Source organism: Advenella sp. RU8, from assembly GCF_048381675.1.
In the GTDB taxonomy this organism is placed as follows: domain Bacteria; phylum Pseudomonadota; class Gammaproteobacteria; order Burkholderiales; family Burkholderiaceae_B; genus Advenella.
On the sequence record NZ_JBLWIS010000003.1, the window covers coordinates 174,203 to 194,106 of the forward strand.

Annotated in this window: 21 protein-coding genes; 8 read left to right on the forward strand and 13 right to left on the reverse strand. The window is 50.1% G+C overall.

Annotation, left to right across the window (positions count from 1 at the left end):
- Positions 1 to 111 precede the first annotated feature (111 nt).
- The gene (locus ACM5Q9_RS05780) at positions 112 to 900 is read left to right on the forward strand and encodes an inositol monophosphatase family protein (protein ID WP_418143784.1); all 789 of its coding nucleotides are present in this window, start codon (positions 112 to 114) and stop codon (positions 898 to 900) included.
- A gap of 17 nt (positions 901 to 917) precedes the next feature.
- On the forward strand, positions 918 to 1,766 hold the full coding sequence (locus ACM5Q9_RS05785) for an undecaprenyl-diphosphate phosphatase (RefSeq protein ID WP_418143785.1): 849 nt from the start codon (positions 918 to 920) through the stop codon (positions 1,764 to 1,766).
- Positions 1,767 to 1,936: 170 nt separating this feature from the next.
- Here ACM5Q9_RS05785 and ACM5Q9_RS05790 read toward each other — a convergent pair whose 3' ends face one another.
- The 3 genes from ACM5Q9_RS05790 to ACM5Q9_RS05800 all read right to left on the reverse strand — a co-directional run bounded on the left by ACM5Q9_RS05790 (position 1,937) and on the right by ACM5Q9_RS05800 (position 5,009).
- Positions 1,937 to 3,148 (reverse strand): CaiB/BaiF CoA transferase family protein, encoded by a 1,212-nt coding sequence (locus ACM5Q9_RS05790; RefSeq protein ID WP_418143786.1) that lies wholly within the window; start codon positions 3,146 to 3,148, stop codon positions 1,937 to 1,939.
- Positions 3,149 to 4,006: a MaoC/PaaZ C-terminal domain-containing protein gene (locus tag ACM5Q9_RS05795; RefSeq protein ID WP_418143787.1), complete on the reverse strand. Its 858-nt coding sequence runs from the start codon at positions 4,004 to 4,006 to the stop codon at positions 3,149 to 3,151. It lies immediately after the preceding gene.
- A gap of 88 nt (positions 4,007 to 4,094) precedes the next feature.
- A complete protein-coding gene (locus ACM5Q9_RS05800; protein WP_418143788.1) occupies positions 4,095 to 5,009 on the reverse strand; it encodes an SDR family NAD(P)-dependent oxidoreductase in 915 nt (304 codons plus the stop codon).
- A 155-nt stretch (positions 5,010 to 5,164) separates the two neighbouring features.
- Here ACM5Q9_RS05800 and ACM5Q9_RS05805 point away from each other — a divergent pair, with 155 nt between their 5' ends.
- Entirely contained in the window at positions 5,165 to 6,073 is a 909-nt protein-coding gene (locus ACM5Q9_RS05805) for a LysR substrate-binding domain-containing protein (protein WP_418143789.1), read from the forward strand.
- A gap of 102 nt (positions 6,074 to 6,175) precedes the next feature.
- Positions 6,176 to 7,174, forward strand: coding sequence for a Bug family tripartite tricarboxylate transporter substrate binding protein (locus tag ACM5Q9_RS05810; protein ID WP_418143790.1), 999 nt, complete (start codon positions 6,176 to 6,178; stop codon positions 7,172 to 7,174).
- 310 nt (positions 7,175 to 7,484) lie between these two features.
- Here the strand turns inward: ACM5Q9_RS05810 and ACM5Q9_RS05815 are convergent, their stop codons facing one another.
- The 7 genes from ACM5Q9_RS05815 to ACM5Q9_RS05845 form a co-directional block, all read right to left on the reverse strand.
- On the reverse strand, positions 7,485 to 8,462 hold the full coding sequence (locus tag ACM5Q9_RS05815; protein ID WP_418143791.1) for a Bug family tripartite tricarboxylate transporter substrate binding protein: 978 nt from the start codon (positions 8,460 to 8,462) through the stop codon (positions 7,485 to 7,487).
- 76 nt (positions 8,463 to 8,538) lie between these two features.
- Positions 8,539 to 8,733, reverse strand: coding sequence for a hypothetical protein (locus tag ACM5Q9_RS05820; protein WP_418143792.1), 195 nt, complete (start codon positions 8,731 to 8,733; stop codon positions 8,539 to 8,541).
- A 90-nt stretch (positions 8,734 to 8,823) separates the two neighbouring features.
- The gene (locus ACM5Q9_RS05825) at positions 8,824 to 9,525 is read right to left on the reverse strand and encodes a 3-oxoacid CoA-transferase subunit B (protein WP_418143793.1); all 702 of its coding nucleotides are present in this window, start codon (positions 9,523 to 9,525) and stop codon (positions 8,824 to 8,826) included.
- Positions 9,518 to 10,192, reverse strand: a complete 675-nt coding sequence (locus ACM5Q9_RS05830; RefSeq protein WP_418143794.1) for a 3-oxoacid CoA-transferase subunit A — start codon at positions 10,190 to 10,192, stop codon at positions 9,518 to 9,520. Before ACM5Q9_RS05830 ends, ACM5Q9_RS05825 begins: the two co-directional genes overlap by 8 nt.
- Before the next feature lie 8 nt (positions 10,193 to 10,200).
- The gene (locus ACM5Q9_RS05835; protein WP_418143795.1) at positions 10,201 to 11,163 is read right to left on the reverse strand and encodes a Bug family tripartite tricarboxylate transporter substrate binding protein; all 963 of its coding nucleotides are present in this window, start codon (positions 11,161 to 11,163) and stop codon (positions 10,201 to 10,203) included.
- Positions 11,164 to 11,227: 64 nt separating this feature from the next.
- Positions 11,228 to 12,400 carry a thiolase gene (locus ACM5Q9_RS05840; RefSeq protein ID WP_418143796.1) on the reverse strand — a complete coding sequence of 391 codons (1,173 nt, stop codon included), beginning with the start codon at positions 12,398 to 12,400 and terminating at the stop codon, positions 11,228 to 11,230.
- 2 nt (positions 12,401 to 12,402) lie between these two features.
- Positions 12,403 to 12,792 carry a Zn-ribbon domain-containing OB-fold protein gene (locus ACM5Q9_RS05845; protein ID WP_418143797.1) on the reverse strand — a complete coding sequence of 130 codons (390 nt, stop codon included), beginning with the start codon at positions 12,790 to 12,792 and terminating at the stop codon, positions 12,403 to 12,405.
- Between the two features lie 248 nt (positions 12,793 to 13,040).
- On the opposite strand from ACM5Q9_RS05845, the gene ACM5Q9_RS05850 reads away from it, so the two are divergent.
- From ACM5Q9_RS05850 to paaG, 3 genes are read left to right on the forward strand one after another with little or no spacing between them, the layout of a single operon-like run.
- The gene (locus ACM5Q9_RS05850; RefSeq protein WP_418143798.1) at positions 13,041 to 14,231 is read left to right on the forward strand and encodes an acyl-CoA dehydrogenase family protein; all 1,191 of its coding nucleotides are present in this window, start codon (positions 13,041 to 13,043) and stop codon (positions 14,229 to 14,231) included.
- A 47-nt stretch (positions 14,232 to 14,278) separates the two neighbouring features.
- Positions 14,279 to 15,391 (forward strand): acyl-CoA dehydrogenase family protein, encoded by a 1,113-nt coding sequence (locus ACM5Q9_RS05855; protein ID WP_418143799.1) that lies wholly within the window; start codon positions 14,279 to 14,281, stop codon positions 15,389 to 15,391.
- Entirely contained in the window at positions 15,388 to 16,188 is an 801-nt protein-coding gene (gene paaG / locus ACM5Q9_RS05860; RefSeq protein WP_418143800.1) for a 2-(1,2-epoxy-1,2-dihydrophenyl)acetyl-CoA isomerase PaaG, read from the forward strand. Before ACM5Q9_RS05855 ends, paaG begins: the two co-directional genes overlap by 4 nt.
- A gap of 20 nt (positions 16,189 to 16,208) precedes the next feature.
- On the opposite strand, the gene ACM5Q9_RS05865 is transcribed toward paaG, so the two are convergent.
- From ACM5Q9_RS05865 to ACM5Q9_RS05875, 3 genes are all read right to left on the reverse strand, one after another.
- A complete protein-coding gene (locus ACM5Q9_RS05865) occupies positions 16,209 to 17,021 on the reverse strand; it encodes a UDP-2,3-diacylglucosamine diphosphatase (protein ID WP_418143801.1) in 813 nt (270 codons plus the stop codon).
- The gene (locus tag ACM5Q9_RS05870; RefSeq protein WP_418143918.1) at positions 16,984 to 17,493 is read right to left on the reverse strand and encodes a peptidylprolyl isomerase; all 510 of its coding nucleotides are present in this window, start codon (positions 17,491 to 17,493) and stop codon (positions 16,984 to 16,986) included. The genes ACM5Q9_RS05865 and ACM5Q9_RS05870 overlap by 38 nt, the downstream gene beginning before the upstream one ends.
- A gap of 119 nt (positions 17,494 to 17,612) precedes the next feature.
- A complete protein-coding gene (locus ACM5Q9_RS05875; protein ID WP_418143802.1) occupies positions 17,613 to 18,188 on the reverse strand; it encodes a hypothetical protein in 576 nt (191 codons plus the stop codon).
- Positions 18,189 to 18,440: 252 nt separating this feature from the next.
- Here ACM5Q9_RS05875 and cysS point away from each other — a divergent pair, with 252 nt between their 5' ends.
- Positions 18,441 to 19,895: a cysteine--tRNA ligase gene (gene cysS / locus ACM5Q9_RS05880; protein WP_418143803.1), complete on the forward strand. Its 1,455-nt coding sequence runs from the start codon at positions 18,441 to 18,443 to the stop codon at positions 19,893 to 19,895.
- Positions 19,896 to 19,904 lie beyond the last annotated feature (9 nt).

The following is a 19,904-nucleotide window of genomic DNA, read 5'->3' on the forward strand; positions in this document are numbered from 1 at the left end:
TATTCCTTTAAAAACCATATATTCTAGTGAAAAACGGGTGTTTGGCTAGAACTTGAGGCGGTTGTCCATTAAAATGCCTATTTTACCCAACTCGACTAAAACAGAACAAATATGCATCCAATGCTCACCATTGCCATCAAGGCAGCAAGACGTGCCGGCGCCATCATCAATCGCGGCAGTCTTGATATTGATAAAGTACAGGTCGCCCGCAAAGGCCATAACGATTATGTGACCGAAATTGATCACGCGGCAGAAGAGGCGATTATTGAAGTATTGCGCGATGCTTACCCCGATCACGCCTTTTTGGGGGAAGAGTCCGGTTTTGTGTCTGCACCGGATGGCAATCCAACACCTGAGTATCAATGGATTATCGATCCGCTCGATGGCACCAAGAATTTCATTCACGGCTTGCCTAACTATGCGATCTCCATTGCCTTGGCTCACCGTGGCGTGATTACCCAGGCTGTCGTGTATGACCCTGCACGCAATGAAATGTTTACTTCAACACGCGGTGGCGGTACTTTCCTTAACGATCGCCGGGTCCGTGTTGCCAACCGTACGCGTTTTGCTGATGCCATGCTGGCCGGCCGTTTTCCTTCCGTTACCAGCTCCAACCGCAAAGGGGCCGAGCGTTTTTACCCCTTGATTGATGAAAGCACGGGTTTTCGTCGTTTGGGTGCTACGGTGCTTGAATTGGCCTATGTTGCTTGCGGGCGTCTTGACGGTTTTTGTGGTGTTAACCTGAAACCTTGGGACATTGCTGCAGGCAGTTTGCTGGTTCTTGAGGCCGGCGGCCTGATTGGCGACTTCGAAGGTGAGCAAACCTGGATGAAAACGGGTAATTTGCTGGCAGGCAGTCCCAAAGTATTTACGCAAATGATTGCGGCCTTGCAAGAATAACGGCCAAGAAGACCTGAATGGAACAGTTTGTCTATTTACTGAAGGCGGCCTTTCTGGGGGTTATTGAAGGCCTGACCGAGTTTTTGCCTATTTCAAGCACGGCGCATTTGCTAATTCTTGGCGACTGGATCAACTTTGATTCTGGTGACTTCAAGGTTTATGAAATTGTCATTCAGCTAGGCTCCATTCTGGCAGTGATGTGGATTTTCAGGTATCGCCTGTGGCAGGTTATCAAGGGCACCTTTACGGGCGATCGCACCGAGTTGCTGTTCACACGTAACCTGATCCTTGCGTTTTTGCCAGCGGCAGTTATTGGGCTTATTTTCATTAAGCAGATTAGCCAGTTGTTAGATGGCAAGTTTATTATTTATGCGTTTACGCTGGTGCTGGGTGGCATACTCATGTTGTGGGTTGAGCGTCGTCCCGATATGGCCAAGCATGCTCCGGCAGATTCCGAGGCCCAAAGCACAAAGGTGCAGCGCCTTGAAGACATTACCTGGAAACAGGCCCTGGTGGTGGGGTTTGCCCAGTGCCTAGCCATGATTCCGGGCACTTCCCGTTCGGGTGCAACGATTATTGCCGGCATGATGGCGGGCATTCATCGTCGCACCGCTACCGAGTTTTCTTTCTTTCTGGCCATGCCAACCATGTTGGGGGCAACTGTATTAAGTTTGTATAAATATGGTGGCGAGCTTAGCGACAGCAATATGCTGGCAGTGGTGATTGGCTTTGGTGCGGCTTTTATCAGTGCCTTGTTCCTGGTTCGGGCCCTGCTTAAGTTTATTACCAATTACTCGTATCGGCCGTTTGGCTGGTACCGGATTGTATTGGGTCTGGTGGTAGGGGCTTGGGTGTTGTCAATGTAAGCCCCTGATCCCTTTTTAAAGTATTTCCTGATACAAAACATCCCCCTGGAAACAAGCAGCTTACCGCTTTTCAGGGGGATGTTTTATTTTGCAGCGTTTATTCCTGCCTGTCACTGCCTTTATCAGGTGCCTCGTTCCCACGCTCTACTTGGGAATGCATATAAGGGCGATTATTTGTTCAGGCTGAATTTATCTTCCAGATTGAACTCGCGCAGGATTTCTTCGGAGTGCTGGCCCAATAATGGTGGAGCCATGCGGTACTGAATGGGCGTGGCCGAGTAATTAATGGGGTTGGCTGTGGTTGGCGCCACACCGGCTACCGGATGTTCAACCGTTTTCCAGATTCCCCTTGCTTTCACCTGAGGCATTTCAAAGACCTGGTTGATGGTATTGATGGGGCCACAAGGTACGCCGGCTGCATTGAGCTTGGCCAGCCAGTTATCACGTGTGTCGGTGCGCATGATCTCTTCCAGGATGGCAATAAGATCTTTGCGGTTTTTAAGCCGATTGCTGTTGGTGGTGTAAGCAGGATCTTGAGCCAGCTCGGGTCTGCCAATGGCATTGCAGTAGGACACAAATTGCCTGTCGTTGCCAACGGCAACAATCAGGTGGCCGTCATTAGAGGCAAAAACCTGATAGGGCACAACGTTCTGGTGAGCATTGCCGGCCCGTTTGGGCGCAACACCCGAAGTCATGTAATTCAGGTTCTGGTTGGCCAGCATGGCAATATGGCAGTCTAGCAGGGCAACGTCTATGTGTTGGCCAAGTCCGCTTTTGTTTCGTTCTTGCAGTGCACCCAGAATACCAATCGTGGCATACATGCCAGTCATGAGGTCGGTTACCGCAACCCCCGCTTTTTGCGGGCCACCACCGGGCAAATCGTCGCGCTCGCCGGTAATGCTCATGAGTCCGCCCATGCCCTGGATGATGAAATCGTAGCCAGGGTCTTTGGCCATGGGGCCGGTTTGCCCAAAGCCGGTAATGGAACAGTAGATGAGCTTGGGGTTGATTTCCTTGATACTGTCGTAATCAAGGCCATATTTTTTCAGGCCACCTACCTTGAAGTTTTCAAGCAGTATGTCGCATGATTTTGCCAGCTCACGAACCAGCTTGCTGCCTTCTTCGCTGGCAATATCAATGGCGATAGAGCGCTTGTTACGGTTGGCGCTTAAGTAGTAAGCCGCTTCACTCGTGTCGTTGCCTTGTGCATCTTTAAGGTACGGAGGTCCCCAGGCCCGGGTGTCGTCACCCGTTACGGGGCGTTCAACTTTAATGATATCGGCACCCAGGTCGGCCAGGTTTTGTGAGCACCAGGGACCTGCCAGCACACGCGACAGATCAAGTACCTTGATGCCTTCTAATGGTAATCCACGTTTAGTCATTTATTTAATCTCGGCAAAGCCATTACTTAATACAACAATATTTCGTTCTTTGACTTTTGCCTGAAACTGGATTTCGTTTTCATTGCGTTTCCACATTTCACATACCAGTGTTTCACCCGGATAGACGGGAGAAGAAAAACGGGTATCGAAACGAACCAGACGTGCAGGGTCATAGTCGCAGAAGGTTCTCATGATAGCATGAGCTGCGATTCCATAGGTGCACAGGCCGTGCAAAATGGGTTGCGGATAACCTGCCGCACTGGCCACTGCCGGATCAATGTGCAGCGGATTCGGGTCGGCATTGAGACGGTACAAGATGGCGGCCTGTGGCAGGATGGATAATTCACACACCTGATCTGGCGCTGTATCAGGAACTTTGGGTAGCGCTGGCGGCGGCTCATCACTGATGCCGAAGCCACCGTCCGCACGGCAGAAAGTGGTTTGCTCGATCGTGGCCAGCAGGGTGTCGCTTTCATCATAAAGCTTGCGCTCGGTAATTACCAGGGCGCCTTTGTCTGCGCCTTTGTCAATCACGTGCGAAACCCTGATTTTACCGGTCAGCTTGCCGCTGGCGGGCAGTGGCTGATGAATCGTGGTGCGTTGCTCACCATGTACCAGTTTTACCCAGGTAATGCCGGCTGCCGGATCTTGCATCCAGAATCCGGGGTAACCCAGCACGACTGCCATGGTGGGGAAAGCCTTGATGTTTTTTTCGTAAACGAATTGAAGCTGGTTTTCATCCAGGGGGTCTTGCCCCAGGCCAATACCCAGTGCGTAGAGGATACTGTCTTTAACGGTGTATTCTTGTACAACGTCGGGAAATGTCCAGTTTTTTATAAGGTTATAGTCTAACGGCATTATTGTCTCCTTGTTAATCAACGGTTAATGAACAGCCCGCCACTTAAAAGCAGTGGCAGGGTTTGGTTCATTAATAAACGGTTAGTTATTAAATAGGATCCCAGTTGATGACGTCAGGAGAACGTTCCAGTTTGAAGAAGCTGCCTTTCAATGCAGGTGCGGCTACTTCTGCAATCAGTTCGGGGGTCCAGCCGGTAGACATGTGGACTGAACGGATGGGGCGGGGCTGGCTGAACAGCATGATTTCGTTGGCACGTACACCAAAGATCTGGCCGGTTACTTCAGAAGCGGCGTCACTGCCAAGATAAACGGCCATTGGGGCAATTTTGTTGGCTTCCATTTTTTGCAATTTTGCAACGCGGGCTTTTTCTTCGGGGGTTTCGGCTGGAATAGAGCTGGTCATGCGGCTCCAGGCGAAAGGTGCAATACAGTTTGAACGGACATTGTAGCGGGACATATCCAGGGCAATTGATTTGGATAGGCCAACAATACCCATTTTGGCGGCTGAATAGTTGGATTGGCCAAAGTTGCCGATCAGGCCAGAAGTTGAGGTCATGTGCACGAAAGCGCCGGATTCCTGTTCGCGGAAATAAGGGGCAGCGGCACGGCTGACAAAGAATGAGCCATGCAGGTGAACATCAATCACTTGGCGCCATTCTTCTTCGCTCATTTTGTGGAAGAGGCGGTCACGCAGGTTACCCGCGTTGTTAACAATAATGTCAATTTTGCCAAAGCTGTCAATCGCGGTCTGGATGATGTTGTTGGCGCCTTCATAGCTGGCCACGCTATCCAGGCTGGGTACTGCCTGGCCACCGGCCTTGATGATTTCATCAGCAACGGTTTTGGCTGGGCCATCGCCACCACCTTCGCCGGTAAGGGAAACGCCGATGTCGTTAACGACAACTTTAGCCCCTGCTTTACCAAAAGCCAGGGCAATATCACGGCCAATGCCGCCACCGGCACCGGTTACGACAACTACTTTTCCGTCTACAATTCCACTCATTCTTGCTCTCCAAGGTTTTTTTAAGATATAAATAAGCGTTAAACCATAAAAACATGATGTTTTCTGCGTCTACACACTTGGTTAGAGTATAGTAGGCCATAAAGTGAATTTTATTTATTCATATTTTTTAACTACCCCCTTTCAATTTATTTAAGATGCGCTACGATTTAACAGATTTAAAACTATTTATTAATATTGGCGAGACATCGAATCTGACCCGTGCAGCCGAGAAAACTTTTCTTTCTTTGCCTGCAGCCAGTGCACGTATTAAAAATCTTGAAGAGTCGCTGAAAGTGCGATTGTTAATCCGTCAGGTTACCGGGGTAAAAATGACGCCTGCCGGAGAAATTTTGCTGAAATATGCCAAAGGTGTTTTTCAGCAGCTGGAGTGCCTGCATTCCGACTTGCAGCCTTTTTCAACCGGCGTCAAAGGCAAGCTGCGAATTCTTGCCAACATGACTTCCACCCATTCTTTTCTGTCTGATGCCCTTGCTTCATTTTTGCTTGAAAACCCTGATGTGGATATCGAGCTGGAAGAAAAACTGACCAAAGACATTGTGTCAGCGATTCGTGCAGGTTCTGCCGATCTGGGTTTTGGGTCTGGCAGTATTAATTTGGATGGCCTGGATATTGTTCCCCTGTTCAAAGACGAACTGGTGGTAATTACCGATCTTGAGCATGAGTTGAGGGATGTTGAAGAAATCAGGTTTGAGGATTTGATTGAAAAATACCAGTTTGTCGGGATTCATCCAGAGAGCGTGATCCAGTCCTTCCTGGAAGAAAAAGCGTATAAATTGGGCAAGCGTATTCACCAGCGTGTGTATGTAGGCAGTTTTGAAACGGTTTGCCGTATGGTAGATGCCAAGATTGGCCTGGCCATAGTGCCTATTGAGTGTGCCCGTAATTACAGTAAGCCAGAGCGCCTGCATATGGTGAGGATCAGTAATGAATGGGCTAATCGGGAACGCTTCATCTGCCGTCAGGGCGGACGGGATATTCCTGCCTTTGCTGAAAAATTCATCGAGCATGTGATGAAAATTGCGGGGAATATCAATCGGCAATAGTCGTGGCTTTCAATTTTATGAGGGCTGCCTTTTAAAAAGAAAACGATTAAAAGCCAGAATTAAGGGCATAATTAACGATCAAATATACAGGAGACGTTAGTTATGTCAGGTTTGTTCAAACAACGCAGGGCAGTCCTTAAAACTTTTGCCGCCGTGATGGTATCTGGCGTACCTTTTACTGCTAGCTGGGCCGATGCAGGCAAGTGGCCTGAGCAGGCCGTAAATTTTGTGGTGCCTTTTGCGCCAGGTGGTCCGGTTGATACAGCGGCGCGCATTGTGACTGCACCCTTGAACGATAAATGGAAGCAGCCGATTGTTATTGATAACAAGGCGGGTGCAGGTGGAATTGTGGGAGCCCGGTATTCAGCCAAGGCCAAGCCCGATGGCTACAATTACTTTTTTACAGCCATTCACCATGCCATTTTACCGAGCATGAATGACAATCTGGGCTATGATGCCCAGAAAGATTTCGAACCCGTTGGTGGGGTTGCCCGGTTTCCATTGATTCTGGTGGCGCATCCTTCACTGAATGTGAAAACGGTACAGGAACTGATTGACCTGGCCAAAGAAAAACCCAATACCATTTCATACAGTTCATCCGGAACCGGGGGCGGTACGCATCTGGCCGGGGAGCTGTTTGCCAGTATGGCGGGTGTTCAGTTGCAGCATATTCCTTATAAGGGGAGTGCACCTGCAGTACAGGATTTGGTAGGCGGCCAGGTTCAGCTGATGTTTGCCGATGCCACTTCTGCCTTGCCATTTATTAAAAGCGGCAAGGTGATTCCGCTGGGTGTGGGCAATAAAGAGCGGTCAGCCTTGTCTCCGGAAGTTCCTACCATTGCGGAATCCGGTTTGCCGGGTTATGAGGCATATTCCTGGAGTGGCTTGTTTGCCCCTAAAGGAACGCCGGCGGATGTCATCAAGAAATTGAATGCTGATTTGAATCAAAGCCTGAATACGCCTGAAATCATAGAAAAAATGAATGGCTCAGGCTCAGAGCCCATGCCAACTTCCCCTGAAGAGTTTGGCCAGTTCCTGGATGTGGAAATCAAGAAATGGCGCGATACTATTCAGAAAGCGAATATTAAAGTTCAGGGCTGATTGTTAGGATCAGTAAAGGATTGAGTTCATTTAATAAACTCAATTCCTGTACTGAACAAAAATGATGTTTTATTCAGGAAATAAAACCCAGGTAAAAACTTGGGTTTTACGTTATAAAAACAATAAAGGGGTATTGAAACGCGACAACAGCCGCAGTTCAATACCCCTTTATTTTTGGTTCACCTGTCTTCAGCGTTGGGAAACCCTGAAGTTTTTTTTGCATATATCCAGTAATTCTTGCTGTTTACTTTGTTACTTGTGCCCACGCTCCTGCGTGGGAATACATATATACGTCAGGATTTTACTTTGATTATTGATTTGGCTTGATGCCCGCTTTCTCAATTACCGCTTCCCAAAGTTTGTATTCACGGTCAACTTTGGCTTTCAGGTCGGTGCCATTGCTGAAGGTTCGGGTGTAGCCACCGGTTTCCATGAGTTTGTCGAATTCGGGATTCTGGTCAATGTTCTGCAAAGCAACTTCAAGACGTTTGGTGATATTTTCTGGCAAACCTGCGGGGCCAACCAAGGCATACCAGCCAGTTACGGCGTAGTCTTCAATGCCGGCTTCAATCATGGTCGGTACATCGGGCAAGGCTTTGTTGCGGGTCGCGGATGTAACGGCCAATGGGCGGACTTTATCGCCATTGATATAAGAAATCGCTGTGCCGCTAATGTCGAACATGAAAGAAATCTTGCCGCTGATTACATCAACCATGGCGGGGGCGTTGCCACGATAAGGCACATGCAGCATTTCCGTGCCTGTTTTTTGCTTCATTAACTCAGCAGACAGCTGGTTGGAAGAGCCAATACCGGCAGAGCCGAAAGAAATGGAATTCGGGTTGGCCTTGGCGTATTCAACCAGCTCTTTGACAGACTTGATCGGCAGGTCTTTGTTGGCGACCAGAACGTTGGTGTAGTCAACAATGTTGCCAATATAGGTGAAATCTTTGTCAAGATTGATATTGGCCGATTTCTGGATATGTGGCGTGATGGTAGGGGTAGGGCTGGCAATAAAATACAGGGTATAGCCATCGGGTTTGGAGCGAATGACGTTTTCTGCAGCAATCATGCCACTGGCGCCGGTTTTGTTTTCAATAACGACCGATTGTTTGAGTTCATCGGAAAGGAATTTTGCAAATGAACGGGCGGCGGTATCAACCGGTCCACCTGCCGCATAGCCAACCAGCAGTTTTACGGGGCGATCCGGCCATTCTGCCGCAAAGGCGGACATTGATGAGGACAGGGCGGTAAGGGCGGTTGCTGCCACTAATAGTTTCTTGACTAACATAGGGTCTCCAATAGATGCAATCTTAAAAAAGCTATTAAGAAAGTTTAGACTTAAAGTTGTTAATATGCCGGCATTCTTATTGAACTTTGGCGCCTGATTTTTCAACAGCCACTTTCCATTTCTGGATTTCGCTGCTGATATGTTGTTTAAATTCGTCTGGTGTTGATCCTGTGATTTCGTAGCCGTCAACCGTAAACTCTGGCAAGCCCGATTTGCTAACGGTAGGCACATCGGTTAACACGTTTGAATGGTTCTTTCCAGTTACAGCCATGCCTTTAAGCTTGCTACTTTTTACGTGCAGCATGGGGGTTGAAATACAGTGAAATATCAGGGTGTCTCCTCGTTATATTTTTTAGGCCGTTTAGTTTGTGTAATAAGGCTGCTGGTTTTCATCCAGTCGAATTTTTTTGGGTGCGCTGTCGACCACCAGTTTGCCTTCGGTTTTTGCCTGCAGTTCTTCAAGGCTTAAACCGTCTACTATGGCATGTACATGAAAGGCATTGTTCTTGACTTCCAGCACGGCCAGATCGGTATATACCCAATCAACCACTTTAAGGCCCGTAAGCGGATAGGTACAGGTATCAAGTAATTTTGGCTTGCCGTCCCGGGTAGTGTGGTCCAGCATCACAATCACGTTTTTGGCACCAACCGCCAGGTCCATGGCGCCACCAATGGCTGCGATGGCATCAGGGGCATCGGTAATCCAGTTGGCCAGGTCTCCGTTCACGGCAACCTGAAAACCGCCCAGGATAGAATAGTCCAGGTGGCCGCCACGCATCATGGCAAACGAGTTGGTATGTTCGGTAATAGAAGCACCATCCAGCAAAATAATGGGGGTACGACTGGCATTGATAATGTCGTAATCAATTTCATGATCAATGGCTGTGCGGCCCATGCCTAAAATGCCGTTTTCACTGTGAAGGATGATTTCCCTGTCTTCGGGCAGGTAGTCGGCAACCAGGGTGGGCATGCCAATACCCAGGTTAACGTAAGAGCCATCTGGCAGTGTTTGTGCGACGAGATTGGCAATCTGGGCCCGGTTCAATGGTGTATGACTAGGCATTGCTTGCTCCTGCCAGAACGATGGATTTGACAAAAATGCCCGGTGTCATGACGTGTTCCGGATGGAGTTCACCCAGTTCCACGATTTTATCGACTTGGGCAATGGTGTTTTTGGCGGCTGTACACATGACGGGATTGAAGTTGCGGGCAGCCCAGCGGTAAGTCAGGTTGCCCCAGCGGTCGCCCAAGTGGGCTTTGATAAGGGCAAAATCACCGTGCAGGGGTTGCTCAAGAATATAGCCTATGCCGTCTACAACACGTTGTTCCTTGCCTTCAGCAACCCGTGTGCCGTAGCCGGTGGGGGTAAAGAAGGGGCCCAGGCCTGCACCGGCAGCCCGCAGGCGTTCGGCCAGTGTGCCCTGGGGCATGCATTCAAGTTCTACTTTGCCGGCACGGTAAGCTTCGGCAAATACATCAGATAGCGGTGGGCGTGGATGCGAGCAGATGATTTTGCGAACCTGGCCGTTTTTGATCAGGCCGGCAATGCCGTTTTCACGCGTGCCCGCATTATTGCTAATGATGGTCAGGTCTTTGGTACCCAGTTTTTTCAGGCTTTCCAGTAATTCAAATGGAATGCCGGCATCCCCAAACCCGCCAACGATGACGGATGCACCGTTGGGGATTTGCTCCAGCGCTTCAAGATAGGATGAAACGATTTTGTTGATCATGCTAAGTGTTAGTCCATTTTCAGATTGGCCGCTTTGACGGTATCGGCCCACAAGGCTTGCTGGTCTTCAATGAACTTGGCAAACTCTGCAGGTGTGTTGCCGCCAGGCTGGCCACCCATGGCGGCAAAACGGGCTTTCACATCCTCGCTTTCCAGTGCATTCTTGGCGGCTTTATGCAGTTTGTTAACCACCTCATCGGGGGTACCGGCCGGTGCCAGCAGGCCAAACCAGGCGGTCACCACCATGTTGTCAATACCGGCTTCTTTCATGGTGGGCACGTCGGGCAGTTCGGCAACCCGTTCGTCACTGGTAACCGCCAGTGCCTTGAACTTGCCAGACTTGATGGAAGGCAGTGAGCTGGGCAGGTTGTCAATCATGAAGGTGTATTGATTACCAAGCAGGGCGCTGACGGCAGGGCCGGCCCCTTTATAGGGAATATGCTCGGCTTTCAGGTTGGCGCGTTGCATGAACATTTCTGCCGACATGTGCGGAGACTGGCCTTTGCCAGATGAACCAAACGTTTGGTGCTGCTTGTTCTCAGAAACGTATTTGATCAGCTCGTCAACTGTATTGACAGGTGTTTGCTCATTGACAACCAGTACATTGGGTACTGAAATCACCAGGGAGATGGGGGCGAAATCTTCTTTTTTATAGGGAAGTGAATCGTACAGGCTGTAGTTAATGGCATTGGGGCCAATGTTACCCATGATTAAGGTATAACCATCGGGTTTGGATCGTACCAGTGCCTGGGTACCGATAATGCCTGCAGCACCTGCCTTGTTTTCAACCACAACGCTTTGACCCAGTTCCTTACCCATTTTTTCACTGAGGATACGGGCCGCAATATCCGTGGTGCCGCCAGGAGCGGCGGGCACAATGATGGTGATGTTTTGCTCAGGCCATTCTGCCATGGCTGAAGTGCTGAACAAAATGCCAAGCGAAAGGGCCAGTGCTGATTTTATACGTTTCATGATGTCTCCGGTCTTGATGTTATAGGTATGAAGGCCCATTGCGAAAATGGGCCGGTTGGAAAAATTAAAGTGTTTCAGCGGTACCCAGAACAGCGGTAGACTGGCTTGACAGCGTGCCACCATTACCATGGACAACCGCCAGTTTGGCACCGTCCACCTGGCGTTCGCCGCAGCTGCCACGCAATTGGCGTACGGCTTCGATCAGAATGAAAATGCCGTACATGCCGGGGTGAACGCATGACAGGCCACCACCGTTGGTGTTAACCGGCAAGATGCCACCTGGGGCAATATTGCCATTGCTTACGAACGCACCGCCTTCGCCTTTTTTGCAGAAACCCAGGTCTTCCAGGAACAGGATCGTGTTAATGGTGAAGGCGTCATAGACTTCAACCACATCAATATCAGACGGTTTCACGCCGGCCATTTCAAAGGCGATCTTGCCTGATTGTTGTGCGGCGGTAACGGTCAAATCATGCATGGAGGAAATCTGGCGATTCCAGCAGGCGGTGGAATTGCCCAAGACATACACCGGCTTTTGTTTCATGTTTTTGGCCCGGTCGGCGCGTACCAGCACGAAGGCACCGGCACCGTCGGTCACCAGACAGCAGTCACGAACGGTCAGTGGGTCGGAAACCATTTTTGAAGACAGGACATCTTCAATTGAAAGCGGATCACGCATGGTGGCTTCAGGATTCAGCTGTGCCCATTTGCGTGCGGCTACGGCTACTTCAGCCAGGTTTTCACGGGTGGTGCCGTATTGGTGCATGTGACGTGCGGCAGCCAGGGCGTATGAGCTAAGCGGACTCAACGGGTTGTACGGATTTTCGTAAGGTTGCGGGTCCATTTGCTTGCGCATATTGCCAATCATGCTGCGGCTGAGCGTCGAGGTGCGTTGTGTGCTGCCATAACAAACCAGCACCGCATTGCACTGGCCAGACTCCAGTGCCTGGATGGCAGGCATCAGGTGGGCAACAAAGCTGGAACCACCAATCATGGTACTGTCAATAAAGGTGGGGCGAATGCCCAGGTGTTCGATAACCGGCATCACCCACATGGTAGAGGCAACACTGGCGGTGGCAATGCCATCAATATCCTGCATGGTCAAGCCGGCATCATCAACGGCACGTTTGGCCGCCTGAATCAGGATTTCCATTTCGGTGTAACCGGTAGCCATACCCAGGCCGGCGTGTCCTACACCTACAACAGCGGCAGCGCCCCTTAATTTCTTGTCAATCATTCTTACGCTCCTGCTGGTGTGAAAATTACGATGTTCTGGTCGGCTGACTGGCGAATGCTTGCCTGTACTTTTTGTCCGATTTTGACTGCGTCCGGTTCAATGCCTTCCACGTGCGCCATCATGCGCGGTCCTTCATCAAGGTCAATCAGGGCAACGTTATAGTCACCGCCCGCTTCGGCTTTGCGGCGTACAACGGTGGTTGAGTAAACGGTTCCCTTGCCTGATGGTGCATACCATTCAATTTCATCCGAGCCACAGTGCGGGCAGACCATGCGTGGGAAGAAAATGCTTTTGCTGCAATCGGTGCAGCGTTGAATCAGGAAGTTTCCCTGGGCAAGTTGATCGTGGTAATACTTTTCAGCACCCACGCTTAGTGTTTTATTTTGCGTCATGAAAATTCTCATAAAGTGATAAAAATGTGTCTATATTGGCCTACAGTATTCCTTCATATGGAATTTAAGACAATCTTGATTTTATGAAGCCTGCCTTAAGGCTGATTTAATTATGGTTTCTACTAATACGACGAGATCCGGATATGTGCCGTGGTTCAGGCTGGCTTGAATGGGGGGTTCCAAAAAAGTAAATTGTGAAACCCTGCCATTTGTAGTGTCATAACAAGAATTAAAAAACGGAGGACATCATGGATTTGAATTTAACGCAGGAAGATATTGCATTTCGTGAGGAAGTCAGGCAGTTTGTGGCTACTGCCTTGCCTCAGGACATTAAAGATAAGGTGTTCAAGCACCAACGATTGGATAACAACGATTACATCCGTTGGCATCGTGCATTGGATGACCATGGTTGGGGCGCCCCCAGTTGGCCGGTTGAATTTGGTGGCACGGGCTGGAACGCCTTGCAGAAACTGATTTTTGAAATTGAAAGCTTCAAGGGCGGTGCGCCCCGTTTGCTGCCATTTGGCTTAAGCATGATTGGCCCCGTATTAATGAAATACGCCAGCCCGGAAATGCAGCAGCGCTTTTTGCCCCGAATGCTACGGATTGAAGACTGGTGGTGTCAGGGCTATTCGGAACCGGGTTCGGGCTCAGACCTGGCTTCCCTCAAAACCCGTGCCGAGAAAACCCCTGAAGGGTATGTGGTGAACGGACAAAAAACCTGGACTACGCTTGGCCAATATGCCGACTGGATGTTCTGTCTGGTACGCACCGACCCGGATGCCAAGCCCCAGCGTGGTATTTCCATGTTGCTGATTGATATGCGCCAGCCCGGTGTAACCGTGCGCCCAATTAAAACATTGGATGGTGGGCATGACGTAAACGAGGTTTGGCTGGAAAATGTCAAGGTGCCTTACGAAAACCTGGTGGGCAATGAAAACGAAGGCTGGACTTATGCCAAGTATCTGCTGGGTCACGAACGTACCGGTATTGCCGGCATCGGCCTGTGCTATCGCGAATTGCAGATTCTTAAAAACCTGGCGGCCGAAGTGCAATGGAATGGCAAACCGGCCAACCAGGATGTCCGCATGAAAGACCAGATTTCCCTGATTGAAGCAGATATTCTTTCTTTGGAAATGATGTTGCTGCGCGTGGCGGCAGACAGTACACAGGGCCCTGGCCCACAGGCATCGGTCCTGAAAATCCGTGGTTCGGAAATCCAGCAGGATCTGGCACGCCTTCAGCTTGAGGTGATGGGGCTGAATAGCTGGCCTTACAGCCCATCCTGGCTGGAAGCCGGGGAAGATGTTTTCGGTCCTGGCCATCCGTTTGCGGCAGCCGCATCGGCCAACTATTTCGATATGCGCAAAACCACTATTTACGGTGGTACGACTGAAGTTCAGAAATCCATTATTGCCAAGCAAATTCTGGATGTATAAGCGGTGTTGAACATAGAACAAAGAACTAAGGGATATTGGAGAAAATAATGGATTTTGCATATAGTCAAGAACAGCAAATGCTGGCGGAAAGCCTGAGCCGGGTTGTCAAGGAAGACTGGAGTTTCGAGAAACGGCGCCAACGCCAGCAGCAGAATGAATTGGATGGTAATAGCTGGAATACCCTGGCCGAGCTGGGTGTGTTGGGCCTAAGCGTGCCTGCCGAATATGATGGCTTTGGTGAGTCTGCCGCCTCTTTGCTGGCGATTCACCAGGAGCTGGGCCGTGGCCTGGCTTCCGAGCCGGTGGTGCCCAGTGCGGTTATTTGTGCAAGAATTCTTGCCAACAGCAATAACGAACACCTGAAGCAGCAATACCTGGGTGCGATTGCCAGCGGGGAGGCCATTTTCAGCGTGGCTTACCAGGAAGGGCAACGTAGCGACAATCTGGCTGATATCAGCACGCAGGTTTCCAGGCAAGAGGGCCAATTGGTGCTGTCTGGCCAAAAACAGGCGGTATGGCATGCAGGTGCTGCCCATGTATTTATCGTTAGCGCTTTATTGAACAATGAACCAGCGCTGCTGGTCGTGCCGGCGGATGTAGACGGGATTGTCATTAATGATTATCCAACCATGGATGGCAGCCGTTGCGGTAATGTGGATTTTGACGGTGTCCGTTTGGATGAGACCGCTCTGCTGGCAAGTGGTGAGGCTGCATTGCAGTTGTTGAACCAGGGGCTTGATGACGGGATTGTTGCTTTGTGTGCACATGCCGCTGGCGCGATGGATCACTTGCTGCAAATTACGGTTGATTATCTTAAAACCCGCCAGCAGTTTGGCAAGCCATTGGCACAGTTCCAGGTGTTGCAGCACCGTTTGGCCGATATGTATATCCAGAAAGAAGTGGCCTTGTCCATGGCGTATGTGGCCGCTGCCGGAGCGGGCGAGCCAGATCAGGATAAAAAGCGCCGCATGTTGTCTTCGGCCAAAATCAAGGTGGCCATGGCGGGACGTTTTATTGGCGAAAGTGCTGTTCAGCTGCATGGTGGCATGGGCATGACGCATGAGCTTGAGGTGGGTGATTATTTCAAACGCTTAATATTTATTGATTATTTGTTGGGTGATACCAAGTATCACTTGAAACAGCTGGAGGCATTGGAATGATCACCAAATCATATGAAACCATTTTGTTTGCCTACCGCGACGGTGTGGCTTACATCACGCTAAACCGGCCAGAGCGGTTGAACAGCTTTACCGCACAAATGCATGATGAACTGAAGGATGTGCTTTCCCTGCTTGAATCACGCGTGGATTTGCGGGGGGTTATCCTGACCGGTGCCGGGCGGGGTTTTTGTGCCGGCCAGGACTTGAGTGAGCGTAAACCCTTGCAACCGGGTGAAGTGCGTGATTTGGGTGAAAGCCTTGAAAAAAACTACAAGCCGCTTGTGTTGCGCTTGCGTGCCTTGCCGGTGCCTGTCGTGTGCTTCGTGAATGGGGTGGCGGCCGGTGCCGGGTTTAGCCTGGTATTGGCATGTGACATTATTTATGCGGTCAAATCGGCTAAATTCATTCAGGCGTTTGCCAAAATCGGTTTGATCCCCGATGCCGGATCAACTCACTTTTTACCCCGTCTTATCGGTACACAACGTGCGATGGCAGCCTCTATGCTGGCTCAGCCCATTACCGCCGAACAGGCTCAAGACTGGGGGATGATCTGGAAATGCATTCCTGATGAATCCTTGCAGGAAGAAATCGGGCAAATGCACCAAACCCTCCTGAATGGCGCCACCAAAGCGCTAGCGGCAACCAAGCAGGCTATTTACGCCAGCAGTGAAAAAACACTGGAGCAGCAGCTTGACCTGGAAACCGAGTTGCAGCGTGAAATGGGCACAACCAAAGACTATCGGGAGGGATCTGTGGCTTTCATCGAAAAACGTTCTCCCGTGTTTCAGGGCGCTTAGTTGTTTTTGTTCACTGGCCTTTAGGGGTTAGTGGGCAAGTGAAAGCGGTGTAAACAAACACCGCTTTTTTTTATTTCTATATAGCCGCCGTGGATCGGTCCGTGGTCATATTCCCAGTCGGGCAAGACCCAGCGCTCATAGGCGGTGCCATTCAAAATGCTTGTATGATGGCCCGGTTTATGGGTGTGGCCGTGGATCAGGGTATGAACCTGCGGGTTTTCAAGAAAAGCGTATTCTATGGCAGCAGCAGACACGTCCAGCATGGTGTTGTTTTTGTATGGATGTGCGTTTTTGCTTTTGCGCCGTATATGGCTGGCAATACGATGGCGTAAATGGCGGGGCAGGGCAAGAAAAGTGGCCTGAATTAATGGGTTGTGCACGATTTTTCTGAAACGCTGGTAACCCGGGTCATCAATGCAGTATTCGTCTCCGTGGCTAAGTCGTATAAGGCCTGCCGCAGATTCTATTGTTACCGTGTCGGCCAGAAGCGTGGCATTTAGCCGCTTGGCCAATTTGTGCCGGATCAGGAAATCGCGGTTGCCATGCATTAAATACAAGGGGATTTGGCTTGCCGTTTGCGCAAGTTGGCTGAGGGCTTCCTGCAGCCAGGGTTCTGGTGATTGCAGGGCGATGTCGTCGCCGGCCCAGAAATCAAAAATATCCCCAGCCAGTACCAGTGCATTGGCATGCACCCGGGCACTGTCCAGAAAAGCATAAAATGCCTGTCTGGTTTTGGGGATATGCTCGCCCAGATGAATGTCCGAGGCGAGCCAGATGGTACCGTCTAGCGCAAGCTTATTCAACGATGCTTGCTTTCTGGATAACCACGTCATCGACAGGAACGTCCTGATGGAAGCCACGGTTGCCGGTTTTTACGTTTTCAATTTGGTCAACCACGTCGGTGCCTTCCACTACTTTACCGAAGACGGCATAGCCCCAGCCTTGTGCGGTAGGGGCAGTGTGGTTAAGGAAATCGTTGTCGCGGGAGTTGATGAAAAACTGGGCTGAAGCCGAGTGTGGATCGTTGGTGCGAGCCATGGCGATCGTGTATTTATCGTTTGCAAGACCGTTATTGGCTTCGTTGGTGATGGGTGCGCGGGTTTGTTTTTCTTTCATGCCCGGTGCCATGCCACCGCCCTGGATCATGAAGTTTTTAATAACGCGGTGAAAAATCACGTTGTCATAAAAGCCTTCTTTTACATAGTTCAGAAAGTTTTCTGCTGTAACGGGGGCTTTTTCAGTATTCAGTTCAATAACGATATCGCCGTGGTTGGTTTCCAGTTTGACACGGGGTAATGTGCTCATTGTTAATTCCTTTGTTGATGGTGAAGATTCAGCAGCCAGTGAGGCAGGCACGATGGCAAGCCCACCTAGCAATACTAGTGAACGGGCAAGCATGCTTGCCCTGAAAAATAAATGCATGGTCAGTTTCCGTTGACGATTCGTTTGATGGCCGCGGCTTGTGTGGCGGCACTGGTCACACCGTTTTTCACGGCCTGGTCAAAAGAATGGTTGGCCATAATTAATTGGACCAGCCCCATATTACGATGGGCGATGCCATATTTTGGATTGATGGTAATAGCCATTTTCAGGGATTCATAAGCCTGGTCCAGCAAGCCTGCTTTAAGCTGCAGGGTGGCCATATTGTTCCAGGGTTCGGCAAGCTCTGGGTACTTGCTTGTCATATCCTGGTAAACGGAAATGGCCGCGTCTGTTTTGCCCAGTCCGGTTAAGGCACGTGCCCGCAGGAAACGCAGTTGTACGTCGGTGCCGGGTTGCTCCATGTAGGAAACCGTTGGCTGGATTTTTTCAATTTCGTTCAATGCCTGCTGGAATTTGCCACTGGTAATCAGCTGGTTGATGCGAAGGCTGGCCTGCACCGGGGTTTCGGGAATCGATGTGTCAACCGAGGGTTCCAGCTTTTTCAGGATATCGGCCAGTGCCTGCCAGCCACCGTCGGGTTGGGCAGGAGGCTGTTCTTGTGCGCTTGCGCTATGCATGAATAGTGATATTGCAGCGATACCGGCCCATTTGAAAAAATTTAATCGTTGTCTCACTGATCATCCAAAAAATAATTGATCCATAAATTAATCCAGGTGCAGATAGGCAGCTGGAATTGCTATACTTCTGTTATTGCGTATTTTAGCCTCAGTTGTGATTAGAACGTATTAAACTGTCACTGAACCTGATTAAATTCTTCGATTAACTGCATCCGGTATTTTCTGCCGGATGATTTTCTGTATCTTTTTTCTATGCATATCTATAACTCTTTATCCCGTACGAAAGAGCCGTTCAAGACCGTTGAGCCCAATAAAGTGCGCATGTATGTATGCGGGATGACAGTTTATGACTATTGCCATTTGGGTCATGCCCGGATGTTGGTCAGCTTTGATGTTGTGCAGCGCTGGTTGCGGGAAAAAGGATATGAAGTTACCTATGTTCGTAACATTACCGATATCGACGATAAAATCATCCGCAAAGCGGTAGCTACCAATAAAACCCTGGCCGAGGTCACCGGGTTTTACACTGAAGCCATGCATGCAGATGAAAAGGCCCTGAGTGTCCAGTCCCCCAATCACGAACCCCGTGCCACCTTGCATGTGCCCGGCATGCTGGAAATCATCCAGCAGCTGCAAAACAAGGGCTTGGCTTACCAGTCTGATGACGGTGACGTCAACTTTGCGGTTCGTAAATTCGAAGGCTATGGCAAATTGTCAGGCCGCTCCCTTGACGACATGCGTGCCGGTGAGCGGGTAGCGGTTTCTTCAAGCAAGCAGGATCCCCTTGATTTTGTCTTGTGGAAATCGGCCAAGGAAGATGAGCCCGAAGATTCCAAGTGGGCGTCTCCTTATGGCATGGGGCGTCCGGGCTGGCATATAGAGTGCTCGGCCATGAGCAAAGAATTGTTGGGTTTGCCCCTGGATATTCACGGTGGTGGTCCCGATTTGAAATTTCCTCACCATGAAAATGAAATCGCCCAGACCGAAGGCGCTTACGGTGGCAATTTAGCCAATATCTGGATGCATTGCGGCCCCTTGATGGTCGATAACGACAAAATGTCGAAATCGCTGGGCAATTTCCGGACTATTCGCCAAACAGTGGGTGCCCGTGAGGCCGAGGCAGGAGAGACGGCTGATTACGAATGGAACTTGCGTGAAGCTGAAATGCTGCGTTTTTTCATTGTGCGCAATCATTACCGCAGCCCACAAAATTTCACGCCAGACAACCTGTTTGATGCACAGGCCGCCATCGATCGCATTTATCAAACGCTTTACAATGTTGGCGTGCAGGAAGCGGCAATAGACTGGTCTTCCAGTTATGCCGCCGCTTTCAAGGCAGCCATGGATGATGATTTCAACACGGCAGTGGCTGTATCGGTGCTGTTTGAAATGGCGACCGAGGCCAATCGCCTGAAGTCCAAAGAACTGGCTGGCCAGATCAAGGCCTTAGGCGGCATTCTAGGGTTGCTTTCGCATGATCCTGAAACTTATTTGCGCTCGGTAACGCGTTATACCCGCAAAAACCGGGATGCCGCAGAGTCTGCCGTGCTTGATGAGGACCAGATCAATGCCTTGGTCGAACAGCGTTTGCAAGCCAAAAAAGACAAGGATTTTGCCTTGGCTGACCAGATTCGCAAGACCCTTAAAGAGGCTGGTGTTGAACTGGAAGATAAACCGGGTGGTTTGACGCAGTGGCGCCGGGTCTAGGGGTAAAAA

Coding starts and splice junctions, on each gene's coding strand:
- ACM5Q9_RS05795 (WP_418143787.1), bottom strand. CDS start 4,006: ATGCCGTTAGACTATAACCTTATAAAAAACTGGACATTTCCCGACGTT.
- cysS (WP_418143803.1), top strand. CDS start 18,441: ATGCATATCTATAACTCTTTATCCCGTACGAAAGAGCCGTTCAAGACC.
- ACM5Q9_RS05790 (WP_418143786.1), bottom strand. CDS start 3,148: ATGACTAAACGTGGATTACCATTAGAAGGCATCAAGGTACTTGATCTG.
- ACM5Q9_RS05810 (WP_418143790.1), top strand. CDS start 6,176: ATGTCAGGTTTGTTCAAACAACGCAGGGCAGTCCTTAAAACTTTTGCC.
- ACM5Q9_RS05780 (WP_418143784.1), top strand. CDS start 112: ATGCATCCAATGCTCACCATTGCCATCAAGGCAGCAAGACGTGCCGGC.
- ACM5Q9_RS05820 (WP_418143792.1), bottom strand. CDS start 8,733: ATGGCTGTAACTGGAAAGAACCATTCAAACGTGTTAACCGATGTGCCT.
- ACM5Q9_RS05870 (WP_418143918.1), bottom strand. CDS start 17,493: ATGAGCACATTACCCCGTGTCAAACTGGAAACCAACCACGGCGATATC.
- ACM5Q9_RS05830 (WP_418143794.1), bottom strand. CDS start 10,192: ATGATCAACAAAATCGTTTCATCCTATCTTGAAGCGCTGGAGCAAATC.
- ACM5Q9_RS05835 (WP_418143795.1), bottom strand. CDS start 11,163: ATGAAACGTATAAAATCAGCACTGGCCCTTTCGCTTGGCATTTTGTTC.
- ACM5Q9_RS05850 (WP_418143798.1), top strand. CDS start 13,041: ATGGATTTGAATTTAACGCAGGAAGATATTGCATTTCGTGAGGAAGTC.
- ACM5Q9_RS05875 (WP_418143802.1), bottom strand. CDS start 18,188: ATGCATAGCGCAAGCGCACAAGAACAGCCTCCTGCCCAACCCGACGGT.
- ACM5Q9_RS05815 (WP_418143791.1), bottom strand. CDS start 8,462: ATGTTAGTCAAGAAACTATTAGTGGCAGCAACCGCCCTTACCGCCCTG.
- paaG (WP_418143800.1), top strand. CDS start 15,388: ATGATCACCAAATCATATGAAACCATTTTGTTTGCCTACCGCGACGGT.
- ACM5Q9_RS05825 (WP_418143793.1), bottom strand. CDS start 9,525: ATGCCTAGTCATACACCATTGAACCGGGCCCAGATTGCCAATCTCGTC.
- ACM5Q9_RS05785 (WP_418143785.1), top strand. CDS start 918: ATGGAACAGTTTGTCTATTTACTGAAGGCGGCCTTTCTGGGGGTTATT.
- ACM5Q9_RS05845 (WP_418143797.1), bottom strand. CDS start 12,792: ATGACGCAAAATAAAACACTAAGCGTGGGTGCTGAAAAGTATTACCAC.
- ACM5Q9_RS05865 (WP_418143801.1), bottom strand. CDS start 17,021: ATGACGTGGTTATCCAGAAAGCAAGCATCGTTGAATAAGCTTGCGCTA.
- ACM5Q9_RS05855 (WP_418143799.1), top strand. CDS start 14,279: ATGGATTTTGCATATAGTCAAGAACAGCAAATGCTGGCGGAAAGCCTG.
- ACM5Q9_RS05805 (WP_418143789.1), top strand. CDS start 5,165: ATGCGCTACGATTTAACAGATTTAAAACTATTTATTAATATTGGCGAG.
- ACM5Q9_RS05800 (WP_418143788.1), bottom strand. CDS start 5,009: ATGAGTGGAATTGTAGACGGAAAAGTAGTTGTCGTAACCGGTGCCGGT.
- ACM5Q9_RS05840 (WP_418143796.1), bottom strand. CDS start 12,400: ATGATTGACAAGAAATTAAGGGGCGCTGCCGCTGTTGTAGGTGTAGGA.